This window comes from Pseudomonas capeferrum, assembly GCF_000731675.1.
GTDB classification, from domain to species: Bacteria; Pseudomonadota; Gammaproteobacteria; order Pseudomonadales; family Pseudomonadaceae; genus Aquipseudomonas; species Aquipseudomonas capeferrum.
The window spans coordinates 1127522-1144807 of record NZ_JMIT01000002.1; the positions used below are offsets into that span (position 1 = coordinate 1127522).

17 protein-coding genes and 2 rRNA genes (1 of these 19 running past the window's edge) are annotated in these 17286 nt (G+C 62.8%); 3 read left to right on the forward strand and 16 right to left on the reverse strand.

Annotated features, from left to right (window positions below; translation table 11 throughout):
- Positions 1 to 1410, forward strand: a complete 1410-nt coding sequence (locus PC358_RS17630) for an amidase (RefSeq protein ID WP_033701451.1) — start codon at positions 1 to 3, stop codon at positions 1408 to 1410.
- A gap of 71 nt (positions 1411 to 1481) precedes the next feature.
- Here the strand turns inward: PC358_RS17630 and thiO are convergent, their stop codons facing one another.
- From thiO to PC358_RS17655, 5 genes are read right to left on the reverse strand one after another with little or no spacing between them, the layout of a single operon-like run.
- The gene (gene thiO, locus PC358_RS17635; protein ID WP_033701452.1) at positions 1482 to 2579 is read right to left on the reverse strand and encodes a glycine oxidase ThiO; all 1098 of its coding nucleotides are present in this window, start codon (positions 2577 to 2579) and stop codon (positions 1482 to 1484) included.
- A 55-nt stretch (positions 2580 to 2634) separates the two neighbouring features.
- On the reverse strand, positions 2635 to 3024 hold the full coding sequence (locus PC358_RS17640) for a type IV pilin protein (RefSeq protein ID WP_033701454.1): 390 nt from the start codon (positions 3022 to 3024) through the stop codon (positions 2635 to 2637).
- Position 3025: 1 nt separating this feature from the next.
- Positions 3026 to 3490, reverse strand: a complete 465-nt coding sequence (locus PC358_RS17645; protein ID WP_033701455.1) for a hypothetical protein — start codon at positions 3488 to 3490, stop codon at positions 3026 to 3028.
- A complete protein-coding gene (locus PC358_RS17650; RefSeq protein WP_033701456.1) occupies positions 3487 to 4134 on the reverse strand; it encodes a PilW family protein in 648 nt (215 codons plus the stop codon). The genes PC358_RS17645 and PC358_RS17650 overlap by 4 nt, the downstream gene beginning before the upstream one ends.
- Positions 4131 to 4337, reverse strand: a complete 207-nt coding sequence (locus tag PC358_RS17655) for a prepilin-type N-terminal cleavage/methylation domain-containing protein (protein WP_033701457.1) — start codon at positions 4335 to 4337, stop codon at positions 4131 to 4133. Before PC358_RS17655 ends, PC358_RS17650 begins: the two co-directional genes overlap by 4 nt.
- Before the next feature lie 109 nt (positions 4338 to 4446).
- On the opposite strand from PC358_RS17655, the gene PC358_RS17660 reads away from it, so the two are divergent.
- Positions 4447 to 4938, forward strand: a complete 492-nt coding sequence (locus tag PC358_RS17660) for a GspH/FimT family pseudopilin (RefSeq protein ID WP_033701458.1) — start codon at positions 4447 to 4449, stop codon at positions 4936 to 4938.
- Here the strand turns inward: PC358_RS17660 and ispH are convergent, their stop codons facing one another.
- The 6 genes from ispH to murJ form a co-directional block, all read right to left on the reverse strand.
- Entirely contained in the window at positions 4939 to 5886 is a 948-nt protein-coding gene (gene ispH / locus PC358_RS17665; protein ID WP_033701460.1) for a 4-hydroxy-3-methylbut-2-enyl diphosphate reductase, read from the reverse strand.
- A 14-nt stretch (positions 5887 to 5900) separates the two neighbouring features.
- Positions 5901 to 6338: an FKBP-type peptidyl-prolyl cis-trans isomerase gene (gene fkpB / locus PC358_RS17670; RefSeq protein WP_033701461.1), complete on the reverse strand. Its 438-nt coding sequence runs from the start codon at positions 6336 to 6338 to the stop codon at positions 5901 to 5903.
- Entirely contained in the window at positions 6331 to 6846 is a 516-nt protein-coding gene (lspA, locus tag PC358_RS17675) for a signal peptidase II (protein ID WP_033701462.1), read from the reverse strand. Before lspA ends, fkpB begins: the two co-directional genes overlap by 8 nt.
- A complete protein-coding gene (gene ileS / locus PC358_RS17680; protein WP_033701464.1) occupies positions 6839 to 9670 on the reverse strand; it encodes an isoleucine--tRNA ligase in 2832 nt (943 codons plus the stop codon). The genes lspA and ileS overlap by 8 nt, the downstream gene beginning before the upstream one ends.
- A complete protein-coding gene (ribF, locus tag PC358_RS17685) occupies positions 9667 to 10617 on the reverse strand; it encodes a bifunctional riboflavin kinase/FAD synthetase (protein WP_033701465.1) in 951 nt (316 codons plus the stop codon). Before ribF ends, ileS begins: the two co-directional genes overlap by 4 nt.
- Before the next feature lie 118 nt (positions 10618 to 10735).
- Positions 10736 to 12274: a murein biosynthesis integral membrane protein MurJ gene (murJ, locus tag PC358_RS17690; RefSeq protein WP_033701466.1), complete on the reverse strand. Its 1539-nt coding sequence runs from the start codon at positions 12272 to 12274 to the stop codon at positions 10736 to 10738.
- Positions 12275 to 12522: 248 nt separating this feature from the next.
- On the opposite strand from murJ, the gene rpsT reads away from it, so the two are divergent.
- On the forward strand, positions 12523 to 12801 hold the full coding sequence (gene rpsT, locus PC358_RS17695) for a 30S ribosomal protein S20 (protein ID WP_003247625.1): 279 nt from the start codon (positions 12523 to 12525) through the stop codon (positions 12799 to 12801).
- 116 nt (positions 12802 to 12917) lie between these two features.
- On the opposite strand, the gene PC358_RS17700 is transcribed toward rpsT, so the two are convergent.
- From PC358_RS17700 to PC358_RS17720, 5 genes are all read right to left on the reverse strand, one after another.
- A complete protein-coding gene (locus PC358_RS17700; RefSeq protein WP_033701468.1) occupies positions 12918 to 15218 on the reverse strand; it encodes a PqiB family protein in 2301 nt (766 codons plus the stop codon).
- Positions 15211 to 15834, reverse strand: a complete 624-nt coding sequence (locus PC358_RS17705) for a paraquat-inducible protein A (RefSeq protein ID WP_033701470.1) — start codon at positions 15832 to 15834, stop codon at positions 15211 to 15213. Before PC358_RS17705 ends, PC358_RS17700 begins: the two co-directional genes overlap by 8 nt.
- Positions 15821 to 16480, reverse strand: a complete 660-nt coding sequence (locus PC358_RS17710) for a paraquat-inducible protein A (RefSeq protein ID WP_033701471.1) — start codon at positions 16478 to 16480, stop codon at positions 15821 to 15823. The genes PC358_RS17705 and PC358_RS17710 overlap by 14 nt, the downstream gene beginning before the upstream one ends.
- A 150-nt stretch (positions 16481 to 16630) precedes the next feature.
- A 5S ribosomal RNA gene (rrf, locus tag PC358_RS17715) occupies positions 16631 to 16746 on the reverse strand.
- 133 nt (positions 16747 to 16879) lie between these two features.
- A 23S ribosomal RNA gene (locus PC358_RS17720) occupies positions 16880 to 17286 on the reverse strand (it continues 2486 nt past the right edge of the window).

Consider the following 17286-nt stretch of genomic DNA (forward strand, 5'->3'; position numbering starts at 1 on the left):
ATGACCAGCAAGACTGCCATCGGCGAATTCACCGCCGTCGAACTGCTTGAACTGTACCAGCGCCGGCAGCTGTCGCCGGTCGAGGTGATCGACGATGTACTGGCGCGCATCGACCAGCACAACCCAGCGGTCAACGCCTACTGCCACGTGGACGGTGAAGGCGCCCGCGCCGCCGCCCGCGCCAGCGAACAACGCTGGCAACGCGGCGAACCCTGTGGCCGCCTGGACGGTGTGCCCGCGTCGATCAAGGACCTGACCCTGACCCGTGGCATGCCCACGCGCAAGGGTTCCCGCACCACCAGCGGCGCAGGCCCGTGGGACGTCGATGCGCCCTTCACTGCATTCATGCGCGAAGCCGGTGCGGTGCTGATCGGCAAGACCACGACGCCGGAGTTTGGCTGGAAGGGGGTAACCGACAACCCGCTTTACGGCATCACCCGCAACCCCTGGGATATCCGCCTGACGGCAGGTGGCTCCTCCGGCGGCGCGGCGGCGGCGGCAGCGCTGAACCTGGGCGTGCTACACCAGGGCAGTGATGCCGGTGGCTCGATCCGTATTCCTTGTGCCTTTACCGGCACCTTCGGCATCAAGCCCACTTTCGGCTACGTGCCGCAATGGCCGGCCAGCGCCATGACCGTGCTGTCGCACCTCGGGCCAATGACCCGGACTGTCGACGACGCAGTGCTGATGCTCGACTGCGTAGCCCGCCCGGATGCCCGCGACGGGCTGGCCGGGGCACCCCGGCAGGCACCATGGCTGGGCGAGGGCCAGGACCTCAGCGGTTTGCGCATCGCCTTCAGCGCCGACTTCGGCTACGTGCAGGTCGACCCGCAGGTTCAGGCACTGGTCGCGCAAGCGGTGCAACGCTTGGCCCGGCTGGGGGCGCAGGTGGAGGAAGTCGACCCGGGCTTTGCTGACCCGCTGGAAACCTTCAATACCCTGTGGTTCGCCGGCGCGGCGCGGCTGGCCAGTGCCTTTGGCGATGAACAGCGGGCACTGCTCGACCCAGGGCTGCGCGGGATAGCCGAGCAAGGGGCGCGGGTTGGCCTGAGCGAGTACACCCAAGCGCTGGAAGCACGGGCTGAGCTGATTGCGCGGATGAATGCCTTTCACCAGCGTTACGACGTGCTGGTGTCACCGATGCTGCCACGGGTGGCGTTCGAGGCGGGGCATGACGTGCCGCCCGGTTCGGGGATGGCGCAGTGGATGGAATGGACGCCGTTCAGCTACCCGTTCAACTTGACCCAGCAACCGGCGGCCTCGGTGCCGTGCGGGTTTACCCGCGAAGGGTTGCCAGTGGGGTTGCAGGTGGTCGCCGGGCGGTTTGCCGATGAGCAGGTGCTGCGGGTGTGCAAGGTGTATGAGCAGCACTATCCGAGCCGGCATTTGCAGGCGCCGATAGGGGCGTGAAAGCTGAATGATCCCGCCCCTGTAGGAGCGGCCTTGCGTCGCGAAAGGCCCGCAAAGCGGGCCCGGCAATCTCAGCCCAAACGCCCCGCCGGCGCATACGGCGCCGGATCAATGATCGGCGCCCCCCCCGTCAGCAAGTCAGTAAACAACTGGCACGAAGCCGGCGCCAGCACCAACCCATTACGGTAATGCCCGCAGTTCAACCACAACCCGTCATGCCCCGGCACCGGCCCAATATACGGGATACCTTCAGGCGACCCCGGCCGCAGCCCCGCCCAATGCCCGACCACCGCGGCATCCTTGAGCTGCGGCAACAGCTCTAGCGCCGAAGCCTTGAGGCTCGCCAGCGCATCCTCGGTCGGGGTCTTGTCGTAGCCGGCATGCTCCAGCGTGCTGCCCACCAGAATGTGCCCGTCACGGCGCGGGATCGCATAGCGCCCCTTGGCCAGCACCATGCTCGGCAAGAAGTCCTCGGCGCACTTGAACAGAATCATCTGCCCCTTCACCGGCGCCACCGGCAGCTCAAGGCCAAGCGTGCGCAGCAGGTCGCCACTCCAGGCGCCAGCACTGAGCACCACGTCATCGGCCTGCAGCACACCGTCCGCCGTCTGCACGCCAGTCACACGCCCAGCGTCCTGAACAAAGCCGGTGATCTGGCAGTGCTCGCGCAAGGTCACGTTGGGCAATGCCAGCAATGCAGCCTTCAGCGACTTGACCAGCCGCGGGTTACGCACGTTGGCCACGCCCGCCATGTAGATGGCGTGCTTGAAGCCCGGGCCCAGTATCGGCACCGCGTCATAGGCCGCCGAGATATCCACGGCACTCAGTGGCCGCCCCTCGCGTGCCGCCCAGGCCAGCGCTTCGGCCTCGTCGTCCAGATCGAGCCAGTACAAGCCGGTGGTGTGGACTTCTGGGTCAATACCCGTGCTGGCGAACAGGTGCTCGCCCAGCTGTGGGTAGAAGTCCTGCGACCAATGCGCGAGGGCGGTCACTGCCGGACTGTAGCGCCAAGGGTACAGCGGCGAGACGATGCCGCCGCCCGCCCAGGACGACTCTCGCCCGACCTCGCCCTGGTCACACACCACCACCTGCCCGACGTGCGCCGCCAGGTTGAACGCCGTCAGCAGGCCGATAACCCCGCCGCCGACCACCACTACTTGCTTGCTCATCTGTCGATCCAAACACCTGAAGTAAAACCGCGATGCACCGGGCACCATTCATGCTTCAGCTTCCCCAGCACTGCTCGCTGCTGTCCAGGCTGCCCAGGTTGCTGTGCACGCCTGCATGATCGAGCTGAAAGTCACCGCAGCGGTCCTGCGCCATCAGCCCATGCGGCAGCCTGCGAGCGAGCAACAAGAAGGTGTCGCTGTCGCGCTGGGCGTGCAGGCTGTAGTAACGGTTGCCGCTGGGCAGTGCCGGGTCGCCTTCGGCGTATTGGCCGGTGCGAACGCGATGGCGCTCCAGGCGTAGGGCGGCATCCTGCAGCAGACCGACCACTTCGCTGCGTGCGGCGCGCCGAAGCTGCTCGCTGTAACTGGGGTAGGCAATGGCTGCCAGAATGCCGGTCACGGCCACGACAATCAACAACTCGATAAGGCTCAGGCCTTGCTGCATGTCAGGGTTCCCTCAATCGCTGCCGCCAAAGGATGCGCCGCACCTCATCACCTGACAGCGCATAAACCGCTTCCAGTACATGGCGCGACCGGGCTTGCCGGCTGACGGCGGTCACCCTGAACAAGGTGGCCTGCTGGCCCTCGGGCAGGTGCGCGGCACGGTCACTTTGGCCAAGGTTCTGCACCTGGAAGAAGCCGCTTGCGGTGCCCTGCCAGTTGCCCTGCAAGTCATGCGGCCGCGGTGGTGGCTGGCAGGGCTGGCACGCTGGGGGCGGTGACAGTTGTAGCTGGGCGGCACCTGCCAGCAATGCCTGCTCGGCTTGCTCGAGTGCCTCGAAACCGTCACGCCACAAGCCAGCCATGCGGGTCTCCACCAGCGTATCGCGCAGGGCCGAGGCCGCAAGCAAGCCAAGCAGCAAGCTCAGCACCAGTGCCAACAGCAACACCACGCCGCGCTGGCGCTTCATGGGCCGGCCAGCGGATTGCGCAGCGCCACGCTCAAGGCATGCTGCTGCTCGATACCCAGGGTGGGCTCGAACAGCGTCAGGTGCACATCCACCCGCCCACCTTGCGGCGCCTCGACAAACGCCACACGCATCTCACGCACATGGTCGACCAGCGGCTGGCTAGCCCCTCGCCGCCGGAACCGCAAGGTCGTGCCATCCAGCACATAGAGGTACTGGCTTATGGGGATTGCCAAGGGGTGCTGGCTGCCATCAACTCGCCCGCTGTGCACGTGAGCCTCGTCGATGCAGTTGGTCAGCAGCGTCCAGTCCGGGGCACCGGTGTGCCCGGGCAGCTCGGCCACTACCAGGCTCAGGCTGTTCGCGCCCACCTGCAGGGGCTGGGCGAAGGCTTGAAGGGCTAGCGGGTCGGTGAAGTCGTCGGGCTGCAGGCGCAGGCAGCCGAACATGCCGGCCATGCGAATGTCTTGGGCCATGCGCTGCAACGCCAGGCGGGCATCAGCCTGCAAGCGTGCGGCCGCGCCCTGCAGGCGCCAAGTGTCATGGGCAGACACGAACAATTGGCTGGCCGCTGCCAGCAGCAGCAAACCGATGGCGAGCGCCAGCACCCCCTCGATCAAACCGAAGCCGCCTTGTGTGCGGCTCATGGCTGCGCCTTCGGCTCGCCTGCGGCCCTGGCCCGTTCCTGCCGGGTGTGCGCCAACAAGGCGGCCTGCGCGTCGTGCCGCGCACTGTCGGTTGCCTGCAGTGCGCGCACCTGCAAGGCGCCAGCGGCAAACATGCCCACCGCCACCACCACCATGGCCAGTAATACCTCGAGCAGCGTCATGCCCCCTTCCATCGCTCGCATCCCTGCGCCCCCTGCGACTTTTCCTGCAACTGATTACTCACTGGGCGACTGGATCAATTGCCCGGCGACCTTGAAGCTGAAGCGAAGCACTTCCAGGGAGAAATGCACGGTGCGGCAACAGGGTGCAACACTGATACAAATGATGTTGGCGCTGGCCATGGCGGCCGTTCTGATACAACTGGGGATGCCGGCCTACAACGGCCTCTCCGACGACTTACACAGGGCAGCCGCAGCGCGCGACCTGGTGCAAGCATTGCGCAGCGCGCGCAGCCACGCGTTGCTGCAAGGCCAGGCGGTGCTGGTGCTGCCGTTGGAAAGTGATTGGGGCAAGGGCTGGCGCGTGATGCTAGCGCACAATCAGCAGGTTCTACGCGAGCAGCGCCTGGTAAGGCCTCTGAGGATTGTCGCGAATACCGCAGAGCAGGTGAAGTTCAGCGCATTGGGCGTGCCGCAGGGGCGCAACGCCAACTTGCTAGGTGGCACATTGCATATCTGCCAGGCTGGCGCAGCGGCCAGCCAGTACCGGGTGGTACTGGCGACCAGCGGCAGGCTCAGCCTGCGCACAGATGAACTGTTTGAGCCCTTGTGCGCAGGTTCCTGATCAGATCAGCGAGCGAACCCGTAGCTCTTTGGGCATGGAGAAGGTGATGTTCTCCTCGCGCCCATCCAGCTCTTCTGCGCCGGTGGCGCCCCAGGCCCTGAGCTGCTCGATCACGCCGCGCACCAGCACTTCGGGGGCCGAAGCACCCGCTGTGATGCCGATGCGGGCTGCGTCATCGAACCAGGCACGTTGCAGGTCCTCGGCACCGTCGATCAGATAGGCCGGGGTGCTCATGCGCTCGGCCAGCTCACGCAGGCGGTTGGAGTTGGAGCTGTTCGGGCTACCGACCACCAGCACCACATCACACTCACCGGCCAGTTGCTTGACCGCATCCTGGCGGTTCTGGGTGGCGTAGCAGATGTCGTCCTTGCGCGGCCCACCGATGTTCGGGAAGCGCGCACGCAGGGCATCGATGACACGGCTGGTGTCATCCATCGACAGCGTGGTCTGGGTGACGAAGGCCAGGTGGTCCGGGTCGCGCACCTGCAGCTTGGCGACATCGTCCTCGTCTTCGACAAGGTAGATGGCGCCGCCGTTGCTGGCGTCGTATTGCCCCATGGTGCCTTCGACTTCCGGGTGCCCCTCGTGGCCGATGAGAATGCACTCACGGCCGTCGCGGCTGTACTTGGCGACTTCGATGTGCACCTTGGTCACCAACGGGCAGGTGGCGTCGAACACCTTCAGGCCACGCCCAGCGGCTTCCTGGCGCACGGACTGGGAAACACCATGGGCACTGAAGATGACGATGACGTCATCCGGCACCTGGTCCAGCTCTTCGACGAAGATGGCACCGCGGTTGCGCAGGTCTTCGACCACGAACTTGTTGTGCACCACTTCATGGCGCACGTAGATCGGCGGGCCGAAGACTTCCAGGGCACGGTTGACGATCTCGATCGCCCGGTCGACCCCCGCGCAAAAACCACGAGGGTTGGCGAGTTTGATTTGCATGCTCGGCTCCAGGCTTACAAGGCCTTCACGTCGAGGATCTGCACCTCGAAGCTCAGGGTCTTGCCAGCCAGTGGGTGATTGAAGTCGATGGTCACCTGCGCGTCATCGAAAGCTTTGACCACGCCCGGCAGCTCGGCGTTTGCGGCGTCGTTGAAGATCACCAGCAGGCCTTCGGACAACTCCATGTCGGTGAACTGCGAACGCGGCATGATTTGCACATTCTGCGGGTTCGGCTGGCCGAAGGCGTTTTCCGGGGCCACGGTGACGGTGCGCTTGTCGCCGGCCTTGAAGCCGAACAACGCGGCTTCGAAACCTGGCAGCAGGTTGCCGTCACCTACCTTGAACACGGCAGGCGACTTGTCGAACGTGCTGTCGACGGTGTCGCCGTTTTCCAGGTGCAGTGCGAAGTGCAGGGTGACTTCGGTGTTCTGGCCGATACGGGTGTCAGTCATGGACCGGATCCTCGGACTTCTTGCTCTTGAACATATCCAGCGCCAGCATCACCGCACCAACGGTGATGGCGCTGTCGGCCACGTTGAAGGCCGGGAAGTAATGGCGGTTTTGCCAGTGCACCAGGATGAAGTCGACCACATGGCCCAGCACGACGCGGTCGTACAGGTTGCCAATGGCGCCACCCAGCACCAGCGCCAGCGCCACGGCCAGCCAGGTTTCGTTGCGCCCCAGGCGCTTGAGCCACACCACCAGTACGGCACTGACCACCACGGCGATCAGGGCGAACAGCCAGCGCTGCCAGCCAGCGCCATCAGCGAGGAAGCTGAAAGCGGCGCCGGTGTTGTAGGCCAAGGTCCAGCTGAAGTAGTCAGGGATGACCACAATCTGCTGGTACATGCTCAAGGCGTTGTTGAAATACAGCTTGGTGGCCTGGTCGAGGACCAGGACCAGCAAGCTCAGCCAAAGCCATGCAAGGCGCCCGAAGCGCCCCACTGCCGGGTTAGGCATAGTGACGCACCTCGCCCGAACCGGTCAGGTTATCGACGCAACGGCTGCAGATTTCCGGGTGCTCCGGGTGGCTGCCGACGTCGGCGCGGAAGTGCCAGCAACGGCCGCACTTGGCATGGCCGGACTTCACCACTTTCAGCTTGAGGCCTTCGACTTCGGTAGCCACGGCGTCAGCCGGTGCCTGCACGAACGGCACCACGCTCGCAGCCGAGGTGATCAGCACGAAGCGCAGCTCGTCGCCCAGCTTGCTCAAGTCGGCGCTCAGGCCTTCGTCGGCGTACAGGGTGACTTCGGCCTGCAGGTTGCCGCCGATGACCTTGGCAGTACGCTGGTTTTCCAGCTCCTTGTTGACCGACGCCTTGACCGCCATGACGCGATCCCAGTAGGCACGGTCCAGCTCGGTGCCTTCCGGCAGCTCGCTCAGGCCCTGGTACCAGCCGTTGAGCATCACCGACTCGTTGCGCTCGCCCGGCAGGTACTGCCAGATTTCGTCAGCGGTGAAGGCCAGGATCGGTGCGATCCAGCGCACCAGCGCCTCGCTGATGTGGTACAGCGCCGACTGGCACGAACGACGGGCAACACTGTTGGCGCCGGTGGTGTACTGGCGGTCCTTGATGATGTCGAGGTAGAAGCCACCCAGCTCCTGCACGCAGAAGTTGTGGATCTTCGAGTAGACGTTCCAGAAACGGTACTCGCTGTAGTGCTCTTCCAGCTCGCGCTGCAGCAGCAGCGTGCGGTCCACTGCCCAACGGTCCAGGGCCAGCATGTCCTCGGGGGCCAGCAGGTCGCGGGCCGGGTCGAAGCCCGACAGGTTGGAAAGCAGGAAGCGCGCGGTGTTGCGAATACGCCGGTAGGCGTCGGCACTGCGCTGCAGGATCTGCTCGGAAACCGCCATCTCACCCGAGTAGTCGGTGGCCGAAACCCACAGGCGCAGGATGTCGGCACCCAGGGTGTTGTTGACCTTCTCCGGCTCGATGGTGTTGCCCAGCGACTTGGACATCTTGCGGCCGTTTTCGTCCACGGTGAAGCCGTGGGTCAGCAGCTCGCGGTACGGCGCGTGGTTGTCGATGGCGCAACCGGTCAGCAACGAGGAGTGGAACCAGCCACGGTGCTGGTCGGAACCTTCCAGGTACAGGTCGGCGACCGGGCCGGTGGCGTGGCCGATGTCGTGCGAACCCCGCAGCACGTGCCAATGGGTGGTGCCAGAGTCGAACCACACGTCCAGGGTGTCGGTGATCTTGTCGTACTGGCCGGCTTCGTCACCGAGCAGTTCGGCGGCGTCCAGCTTGAACCAGGCCTCGATGCCCTCTTGCTCGACGCGCTTGGCCACGGCTTCCATCAGCTCGACGGTGCGCGGGTGCAGCTCGCCGGTCTGCTTGTGCAGGAAGAACGGGATCGGCACACCCCAGTTGCGCTGACGCGAGATGCACCAGTCCGGGCGGTTGGCGATCATCGAGTGCAGGCGCGCCTGGCCCCAGGCCGGGACGAACTTGGTTTCTTCGATGGCCTTGAGCGCGCGCTCACGCAGCGGCTCGCCGGTGCTTGGCTGCTTGTCCATGCCGACGAACCACTGCGCGGTGGCGCGGTAGATCAGCGGGGTCTTGTGGCGCCAGCAGTGCATGTAGCTGTGGCTGATGGTTTCGGTGTGCATCAGCGCGCCGACTTCGCTCAGCTTCTCGACGATGGCCGGGTTGGCCTTCCAGATGAACTGGCCGCCGAAGAAGTCCAGCGACTCGACGTACACGCCATTGCTCTGCACCGGCGTGAGGATGTCGTCGTTGACCATGCCGTAGCGCTTGCAGGTGACGAAGTCGTCTTCACCGTAGGCTGGCGCGGAGTGAACCACACCGGTACCGGCGCCCAGCTCGACGTAGTCGGCCAGGTAGATCGGCGACAGGCGGTCGTAGAACGGGTGGCGGAAGTTGACCAGCTCCAGGGCCGAACCCTGGGCGGTGGCGATGACCGAGCCTTCCAGGTTGTAACGCTTGAGGCACGCCTCGACCAGCTCTTCGGCCAGTACCAGCAGGCGCTCGCCGGTGTCGACCAGGGCGTACTTGAACTCCGGGTGGATGTTCAGCGCCTGGTTGGCCGGGATAGTCCACGGGGTGGTGGTCCAGATCACGATGGCGGCGGGCTTGGCCAGCGAGGCCAGGCCAAAGGCAGCGGCCAGCTTGTCGGCATCGGCGGCCGGGAAGGCCACGTCGATGGTCTGGGATTTCTTGTCGGCGTATTCGACCTCGGCTTCGGCCAGTGCCGAACCGCAATCGAAGCACCAGTTCACAGGCTTGAGGCCCTTGAACACGAAGCCTTGCTTGACCATCTCGGCCAGGGCACGGATTTCGCCGGCCTCGTTGGCGAAGTTCATGGTCTTGTAGGGGTTGTCCCAGTCGCCCAGCACACCCAGGCGGATGAACTCGGTCTTCTGCCCTTCGATCTGCTCGGCGGCGTACTCACGGCACAGTTCACGGGTGCGGTCGGCAGACAGGTGCTTGCCGTGGGTGACTTCGACCTTGTGTTCGATCGGCAGGCCATGACAGTCCCAGCCCGGCACGTACGGCGCATCGAAGCCCGCCATGGTCTTGGAACGGACGATCATGTCCTTGAGGATCTTGTTCAGCGCATGACCGATGTGGATCTTGCCGTTGGCATAGGGCGGGCCGTCGTGCAGGACGAACTTCGGACGATCCTTGCCAATTTCGCGCAGCTTCTGGTACAGGCCAATGCTGTCCCAGCGCTGCAGAATCTGCGGTTCGCGCTGAGGCAGGCCGGCCTTCATCGGGAAGGCGGTGTCCGGAAGGTTTAGCGTGGCTTTGTAGTCGGTCATTTCAGGCTCTTCGTTAGCGGTTGAGCGTGCCAATGTGCACGTGCGGCGGCGATGTCCGCGTCGATCGCCGACTTCAGCGCCTCAAGGGAGGCGAATCGCTGCTCTTCACGCAGCTTGTGGTGGAACTCCACCGTCAGACGCCGGCCATACAGGTCGCCGGCATAATCCAGAAGATGAATCTCCAGGTGCGGGCGCCCATCACCGGCAACGGTGGGGCGCACGCCGATATTGCCGACACCCGGCCAGGCCTTGCCGTCGATTTCGATGCTGGCCAGGTAAACCCCGGACAGCGGCACGCGGCGGCGCTTGAGCTGGATGTTGGCGGTGGGCGTGCCGAGTTGGCGCGCCAGTTTCTGGCCGTGCAAGACCCGGCCAGTGATGCGGTACGGGCGGCCCAGCAAGTGCTCGGCCAACTCGAAGTTACCTTCGGCCAGGGCCTTGCGCACTTCGGTGCTGCTGACCCGCAGGCCGTCCTGGATTACGGTGTTGGCGGCTTCGACGGTAAACCCATACTTGTCGCCCGCCTCGACCAGGAAGGCGAAATCGCCCGCGCGGTCGCAGCCGAAGCGGAAGTCGTCGCCCACTTCGAGGTGACGCACGCCCAGGCCGTCCACCAGGATGGCTTTGACGAATTCATCGGCGCTGAGTTTGCTCAGGCGCTGATTGAACGCCAGGCACAACACCCGGTCGATGCCTTCGGCAGCCAGCAGCTCGATTTTGTCGCGCAGCCGCGCCAAGCGCGCCGGCGCGGTATCGGGGGCAAAGTATTCGCGCGGCTGTGGCTCGAAGATCACCACGCAGGTCGGCAGGCCAAGTGCTTGGCCACGCTCGCGCAAACGCGCCAGGATTGCCTGGTGGCCGCGGTGAACCCCGTCGAAGTTGCCAATGGTGGCGACACAGCCCCGGTGCTCGGGGCGCAGGTTGTGAAGACCTCGAACCAGCTGCATAACGCGCTTCTTGCTCATAAAGTGGCCGATTATAACCACACCCGGGCGCCGGTGACAGGCAGCAGCGCCCGGGGGTGGCGTGGAATGCGAAAAACCGACGCCTGACGTGCGCTTGGCTTCAGTGCAGGGCCTTGCGGGCGAAATGCCGAGGCCGGAAGCCGCACAGGTACAGGCAGCCGAAATACGTGACGATACCTGCCAGGATCAACGCCCCGAGACGCACGAAGCGCTCGAGCATGCCACCCTGCTCCCAGGCCGGCATATAGTGCATGCCCGCCAGCAATACCGCCGACATCAATGTCACTGCCAACACCAGTTTGAACAGGAACCTGGTCCATCCGGGTTGCGGTTCGAACAGCCCTTGGCTGCGCAGCTTCCAGAACAGCAGGCCGGCATTCAGGCAGGCCCCAAGGCTGATCGCCAGGGCCAGCCCGGCATGTGCCAGCGGGCCGACCAGGGCCAGGTTCAACAATTGGGTGCAGACCAGCGTGAACACCGCGATCTTCACCGGCGTGCGGATATTCTGCTGCGCATAGAAGCCGGGTGCCAGTACCTTGACCAGAATGATCGCCAACAGGCCCACAGAATAGGCAACCAGGGCGCGCTGGGTCATGGCCGCATCGAACGCGCTGAACTTGCCGTACTGGAACAGCGCCACGGTCAGCGGCTCGGCGAGGATGGCCATTGCCAGGGTGCAGGGCAACACCAGCAAAAAGCACAGGCGCAGGCCCCAGTCGAGGATACGTGAGTACTCTTCGCGGTCTTTATTAGCGTAAGTCTTGGCCAGGGTAGGCAGCAGGATGGTGCCCAACGCCACGCCCAGCACGCCGGACGGCAGTTCCATGAGCCGATCGGCGTAGTACATCCACGACACCGAGCCGGCCACCAGGAACGAGGCGAAGATGGTGTTGATGATCAGCGATATCTGGCTGACCGAGACCCCGAGAATCGCCGGCAGCATCTGCTTGAGCACGCGCCATACACCCGTGTCACGCAGGTTCAGGCGGGGCAGCACGAGCATGCCGATCTTCTTCAGCGCCGGCAGTTGATACAGCAGCTGGACCAGGCCGCCCGCCAGTACACCCCAGCCCAACGCCATGATCGGCGGGTCAAAATACGGCGTGAGCACCACGGCGAAAAAGATCATCGCCACGTTCAGCAAGGTCGGGGTGAACGCCGGGACCGAGAAGCGGTTCCAGGTATTGAGGATCGCCCCCGCCAGGGACGACAGCGATATCAGCAATATATAAGGAAACGTCACCCGCAACAGGTCGGTGGTGAGTGCGTATTTTTCGGCACTGTTGACGAACCCCGGCGCGGTCGCCCACACCACCCAAGGCGCGGCAAGGATGCCAACGACGGTGACCAGGGCCAGGACCAGGGTCAGCAGACCGCTGACATAGGCAATGAAGGTACGGGTCGCCTCATCGCCCTGCTGGGTCTTGTACTCGGCCAGGATGGGCACAAAAGCCTGCGAGAACGCACCTTCGGCGAAGATCCGTCGCAGCAGGTTGGGCAATTTGAAGGCGATGAAGAAGGCATCAGTGGCGATGCCGGCACCAAATACACGCGCCAGGATGGTGTCGCGCACAAAGCCCAACACCCTGGAAATCATGGTGATCGAGCTGACCGCGGCCAGAGATTTCAGCAAATTCATCGAAAAGATTCACGTCAGAGACAGAGGACGCTGCAGAGAGCGTTCGAATGTGCGATACTCCCGCGCCTTCGCAGGGGAGCCAAAATTCCCGAGTTTACAGGTCGCGCAGCAGAAAGGAATCTTTCCCTCTTGTTGGCGCACCGCTCGGCGGAACCTTGCAGGTGGCCTTGACATCCGTTCGACTGATCGGCATGATTCGCGGCCTATTTTGTTTGCTATTTACCTAAAGTCTTTCGAGGAGCTCGACGGTGGCCAACACACCTTCCGCCAAGAAACGTGCAAAACAGGCTGAGAAGCGTCGCAGCCACAACGCCAGCCTGCGTTCCATGGTCCGCACCTACATCAAGAATGTAGTTAAAGCCATCGACGCAAAAGACGCTGAAAAAGCGCAAGCCGCTTACGTTCTGGCTGTACCAGTAATCGACCGTATGGCCGATAAAGGTATCATCCACAAGAACAAAGCTGCTCGCCACAAAGGCCGTCTGAATGGCCACATCAAGGCGCTGAAAGAAGCTGCAGCTGCCTAAGCGACATGCTTGTCAAAAAACCGACCCTAGGGTCGGTTTTTTGTTGCCTGCGATCTAACGGTTTACCCGCGCGCTTCTAGCAGGAGCGCCCTTGCCGGGGCGCCCCTCCTGTTGAATCACTTGGTGATCGGGATCTTCGGCGCCCACTGCAGCCACTGATCCTCTGCCTTGTCGAACAGGGCAAAGGTCTGCTGCGGCCGCGCCGGGTTGCCCATCTGCTCGCCATCCGGCGTGGCAAAGGCAATACCGCCATCGATGAGCGTCTCCAGCGATTCGGTACGCACCGTGGCTCCCTTGAACAGCCCCCAATCGAAACCAAACCCGCTGCTGTTCCAGAAGCGGCTGCCACTGCGCACCAAGGCGGCATAGCGCGGCTCGATAAGGATATGAATCAGCACGCGGTCGGCACTCTGGCCCAGCTCGAAGCCTGTCACCTTGCCTACCGCGACCTCACGGTAAGTAACCGGCACACCCGGCTTGATCGAGCCGCGCCGCGGGGCGCTGAGCGTCAACGGCAGGCCAACTTCCGGCCCTGCAACCTGCGGGGCATCGGCCAGGGCAATAAAGTCGCGCTGGGTGCCCTTGTCCTTGGCCGCCGGCTGGACTTCCAGGTACTGCCCACCAATCAAGGTGTCGAGGTTTTCGGTGCGCACCAGGCCCAACGCAGGCTTGACCACCCAGAATTGCGTACCGACGCGTGCAATACGCTCCGCCGCTTCGGTAATGCGTGCCCGCAACATCACGGCCTGCAAGTCTGCAGTCAGGTCGACACTTTCGATGCTGCCGACGTCCAGGCCACGGAAGCGAATCGGCGTACCCGGCTTCAAACCGTCGGCTCGGTCCACACGAATGGTGATCAATGTACCCGCCCGGTTAACCGCCTCCTGGCTCTCATGCAGCCGGAAGCGTGGAATATGGCGCTTGAGCACCACATCGGGCCTTGGCGTGTCGAAGGCGATACCGCCCGCCATGAGCGTCTGCAGGGATTCGCTTTTGATCTTGATGCCCGACAGCCCACCGGTCAGGGTAATGCCACTGACATTCCAGAAGCGCGATGAGCCGTTCACCAGCTTCTCGTACTCCTTCTCTATATGCACACCGATCAGGATGCGGTTGCTGTTGCGCGCAAACTGGTAGCTCTGCACGCTGCCCACCTTCACCTGGCGGTACATCACCGGGCTACCGATTTCCAGCGAGCCCAGGGTATCGGCGAACAGCACCATGTGCAGGCCCGGCGCCTTCAGGTCAAGCGGCGGCGCCTTGGGCCGTGCCTCGAACTCCCGCAGCGGCTTGTCGCCCTTCTCCCCCGGGCGAATGGCAATGTAGTTACCTTTTACCAAGGCCTCCAGGCCGGTAATGCCCGCCAGCGAGATGGACGGCTTGACCACCCAGAACTGCGTACCTTCGACCAGGTAGTCCTCGGTGAGTGGGTCGAGGGTCAGCTCAGCCATGGCGCTGCCCAGGTTGTCTTCCATCTTCAGCGCTTTCAGCGAGCCGACCTGGATGCCCTTGTACATCACCGGCGTGCGACCCGCCTGCAGGCCTTCGTAGTCACTCAGCTTGACCTTGATGCGGATACCGGCCTGGGCTGCATCGAAGTCTTCATACAGGCGAAACGGCAGGCTGGGGTCGGTTGGCGGGCTGTCCTTGCGGTATTCCGGCGTCGCGAAGGCGATGCCACCGGCGACGATGCTCGACAGCGACTCGCTGCGCACCTTCACGCCCGACAGGCTGGCATCGATGCTGATACCGCTGGCGTTCCAGAAACGCGTGTGTTTGCGCACCAGGCTGGCGTAGGCCGGCTGGATGAACACTTTGATCTCGACGGTGTCCTGGTCATCGGAAAGCCGGTAACTCTTCACCCGGCCGACCTGGATCTGCTTGTAGAACACCGGGCTGTCGCGATTGAGCGAACCCAACCGTTCAGCCTTGAGTGTCAGGTGCAAGCCCGGCTCACTGTCAGACAAGGGCGGCGCCGTAGACAAGGCCTTGAAGCGCTTGGCCTTCTCCCCTTCGCCAGGGCTGACGGCGATGTAGTTACCCGAGACCAAGGTTTCCAGGCCGGAAATACCCGCCAGGCTGACGCTTGGCTTGACCAGCCAGAAGCGCGTGCCGGTAGTCAGGTGCGGCTCGGCTGCCTTGTTCATTTCAATGGTGGCAATCACACCCTGGTTGGCACCCTTGGCATCCAGCACCAACGCCGTCACCTTGCCGACCGGCATGCCCTTGTAGATGACTTCGGTCTTGTTGGCGACGATCCCTTCACCTGTGGTAAAGCGAACCTCGATTTCCACGCCCGCATCACGGTAGGCCTGCCATGCCAGCCAGCCCCCGATCATCAACGCGATCAGCGGTAGGATCCAGATGGCCGACCAGTTCGAAGCTGGGCGGGTTTTTGCCGTAGGCAGGTCACTCATGGTCGTCATCCGACTCCGTGTTATCCCAAATCAGTCGGGGATCGAAAGTTAAAGCAGCAAGCATCGTCAGAATCACCACACTGGCGAAGGCGACAGCGCCCAGGTTGGCTTCGACACTGGCAATTCGCCCGAAATTCACCACCGCCACCAGGATGGCGATGACGAAGATATCGAGCATGGACCAGCGCCCAATGAATTCGATAAAGCGGTACATCAGGATCCGTTGGCGCGCCGAAAGCGGCTGGCGGCGCTGAACCGAGTACAGCAGCAAGCCAATACCCACCAGTTTGAAGGTAGGTACCAGAATACTGGCGATGAACACCACGGCAGCGATGGGCACCATGCCGTGCTTGAGCAGGGTAATGACGCCGGACATGATGGTATCGGGGCTACCCTGGCCAAGGGTGCTGACGGTCATGATCGGCAACAGGTTGGCAGGGATGTACAGAATGGAAGCCGCAATCAGCAACGCCCAGGTACGCACGATACTGTTCGGTCGACGGCCATGAACGATGGCCCCACAGCGCGTGCACGTCTGCGAGGCGCTGTCGGCCTCCTGTCTGTTCAATTGGTGACACTCATTGCAGACCAGGATGCCTGCATCAATCGCCCGCATGGAGATCCTCCCCCGAAAGCGCACTCCAGATCTGATGCGGTGACATCACCACTTCGAGCCATACCTGAATCAATAGCAGACTGATGAAACAGAACAGCCCCAACCCCACGGTCAGTTCAGCCAGGTCCACCAGTTTGACGATCGCAACCAGCACGCCCATGAAGTAGACCTCGAGCATGCCCCAGTCGCGCAAGTGGTGATAGATGCGGTAGAACAACAGGCCATAGCTGCGCCCCACATCCAGCCGAATGCTCAGCAGTACCGCCAACTGGCACAGCAGCTTTGCCAAAGGAATGGCCATGCTGCACAGGAAGACCACCACGGCCACGCCGCGCATTTGTGAATTGTACAGGCCCACCACCCCGCTCCAGACCGTATCGTCCGAAGTCTGGCCAAGCAGGTGCAGCTGCATGATCGGCAAAAAATTGGCCGGCACAAAAAGCAGCAATGCCGTCAGTACCAGGGCCAGGCTGCGGTTGACCACATTGTGCCGGTGGGCATAAAGCTCGTAGCCGCAGCGCGGGCACAGGGCTTTTTCATCGTGCTGCAGCACTGGCTTGCGCAGCAACAGGTCGCATTCGTGACAAGCAACGAGTTCGTCCAGCGGCAAGTGGGCCAGTGCTTCGGGTTCGACAGGGTTGGGCATATCGAGCTTCTGAAAGGATGCGTGGGCTCTATTCTAGTGATCTGGCTCGAAATGTGGGAGGCGACTATTGACCGGTTTGAGCCCGGTTTTTGTGCGAGACAAAGACAAAACCCCTACCTGCTTGCGCAGATAGGGGTTTTGCGAAATGAATCTTGACGATGACCTACTCTCACATGGGGAGACCCCACACTACCATCGGCGATGCATCGTTTCACTACTGAGTTCGGGATGGGATCAGGTGGTTCCAATGCTCTATGGTCGTCAAGAAATTCTGTTGCCAGAACGTCCAGATGGACAGCCTAGCGAATTCGGATATGTGATGTTGTGATGTACATTCGAACTTTCGGTTCGTGCGTCTTCACCACCGCAATCTGCAGGAGCAAATTGCTTGGGTGTTATATGGTCAAGCCTCACGGGCAATTAGTATTGGTTAGCTCAACGCCTCACAGCGCTTACACACCCAACCTATCAACGTCGTAGTCTTCGACGGCCCTTTAGGGGATTCTAGATCCCAGTGAGATCTCATCTTGAGGCAAGTTTCCCGCTTAGATGCTTTCAGCGGTTATCTCTTCCGAACATAGCTACCCGGCAATGCCACTGGCGTGACAACCGGAACACCAGAGGTTCGTCCACTCCGGTCCTCTCGTACTAGGAGCAGCCCCTCTCAAATCTCAAACGTCCACGGCAGATAGGGACCGAACTGTCTCACGACGTTCTAAACCCAGCTCGCGTACCACTTTAAATGGCGAACAGCCATACCCTTGGGACCGGCTTCAGCCCCAGGATGTGATGAGCCGACATCGAGG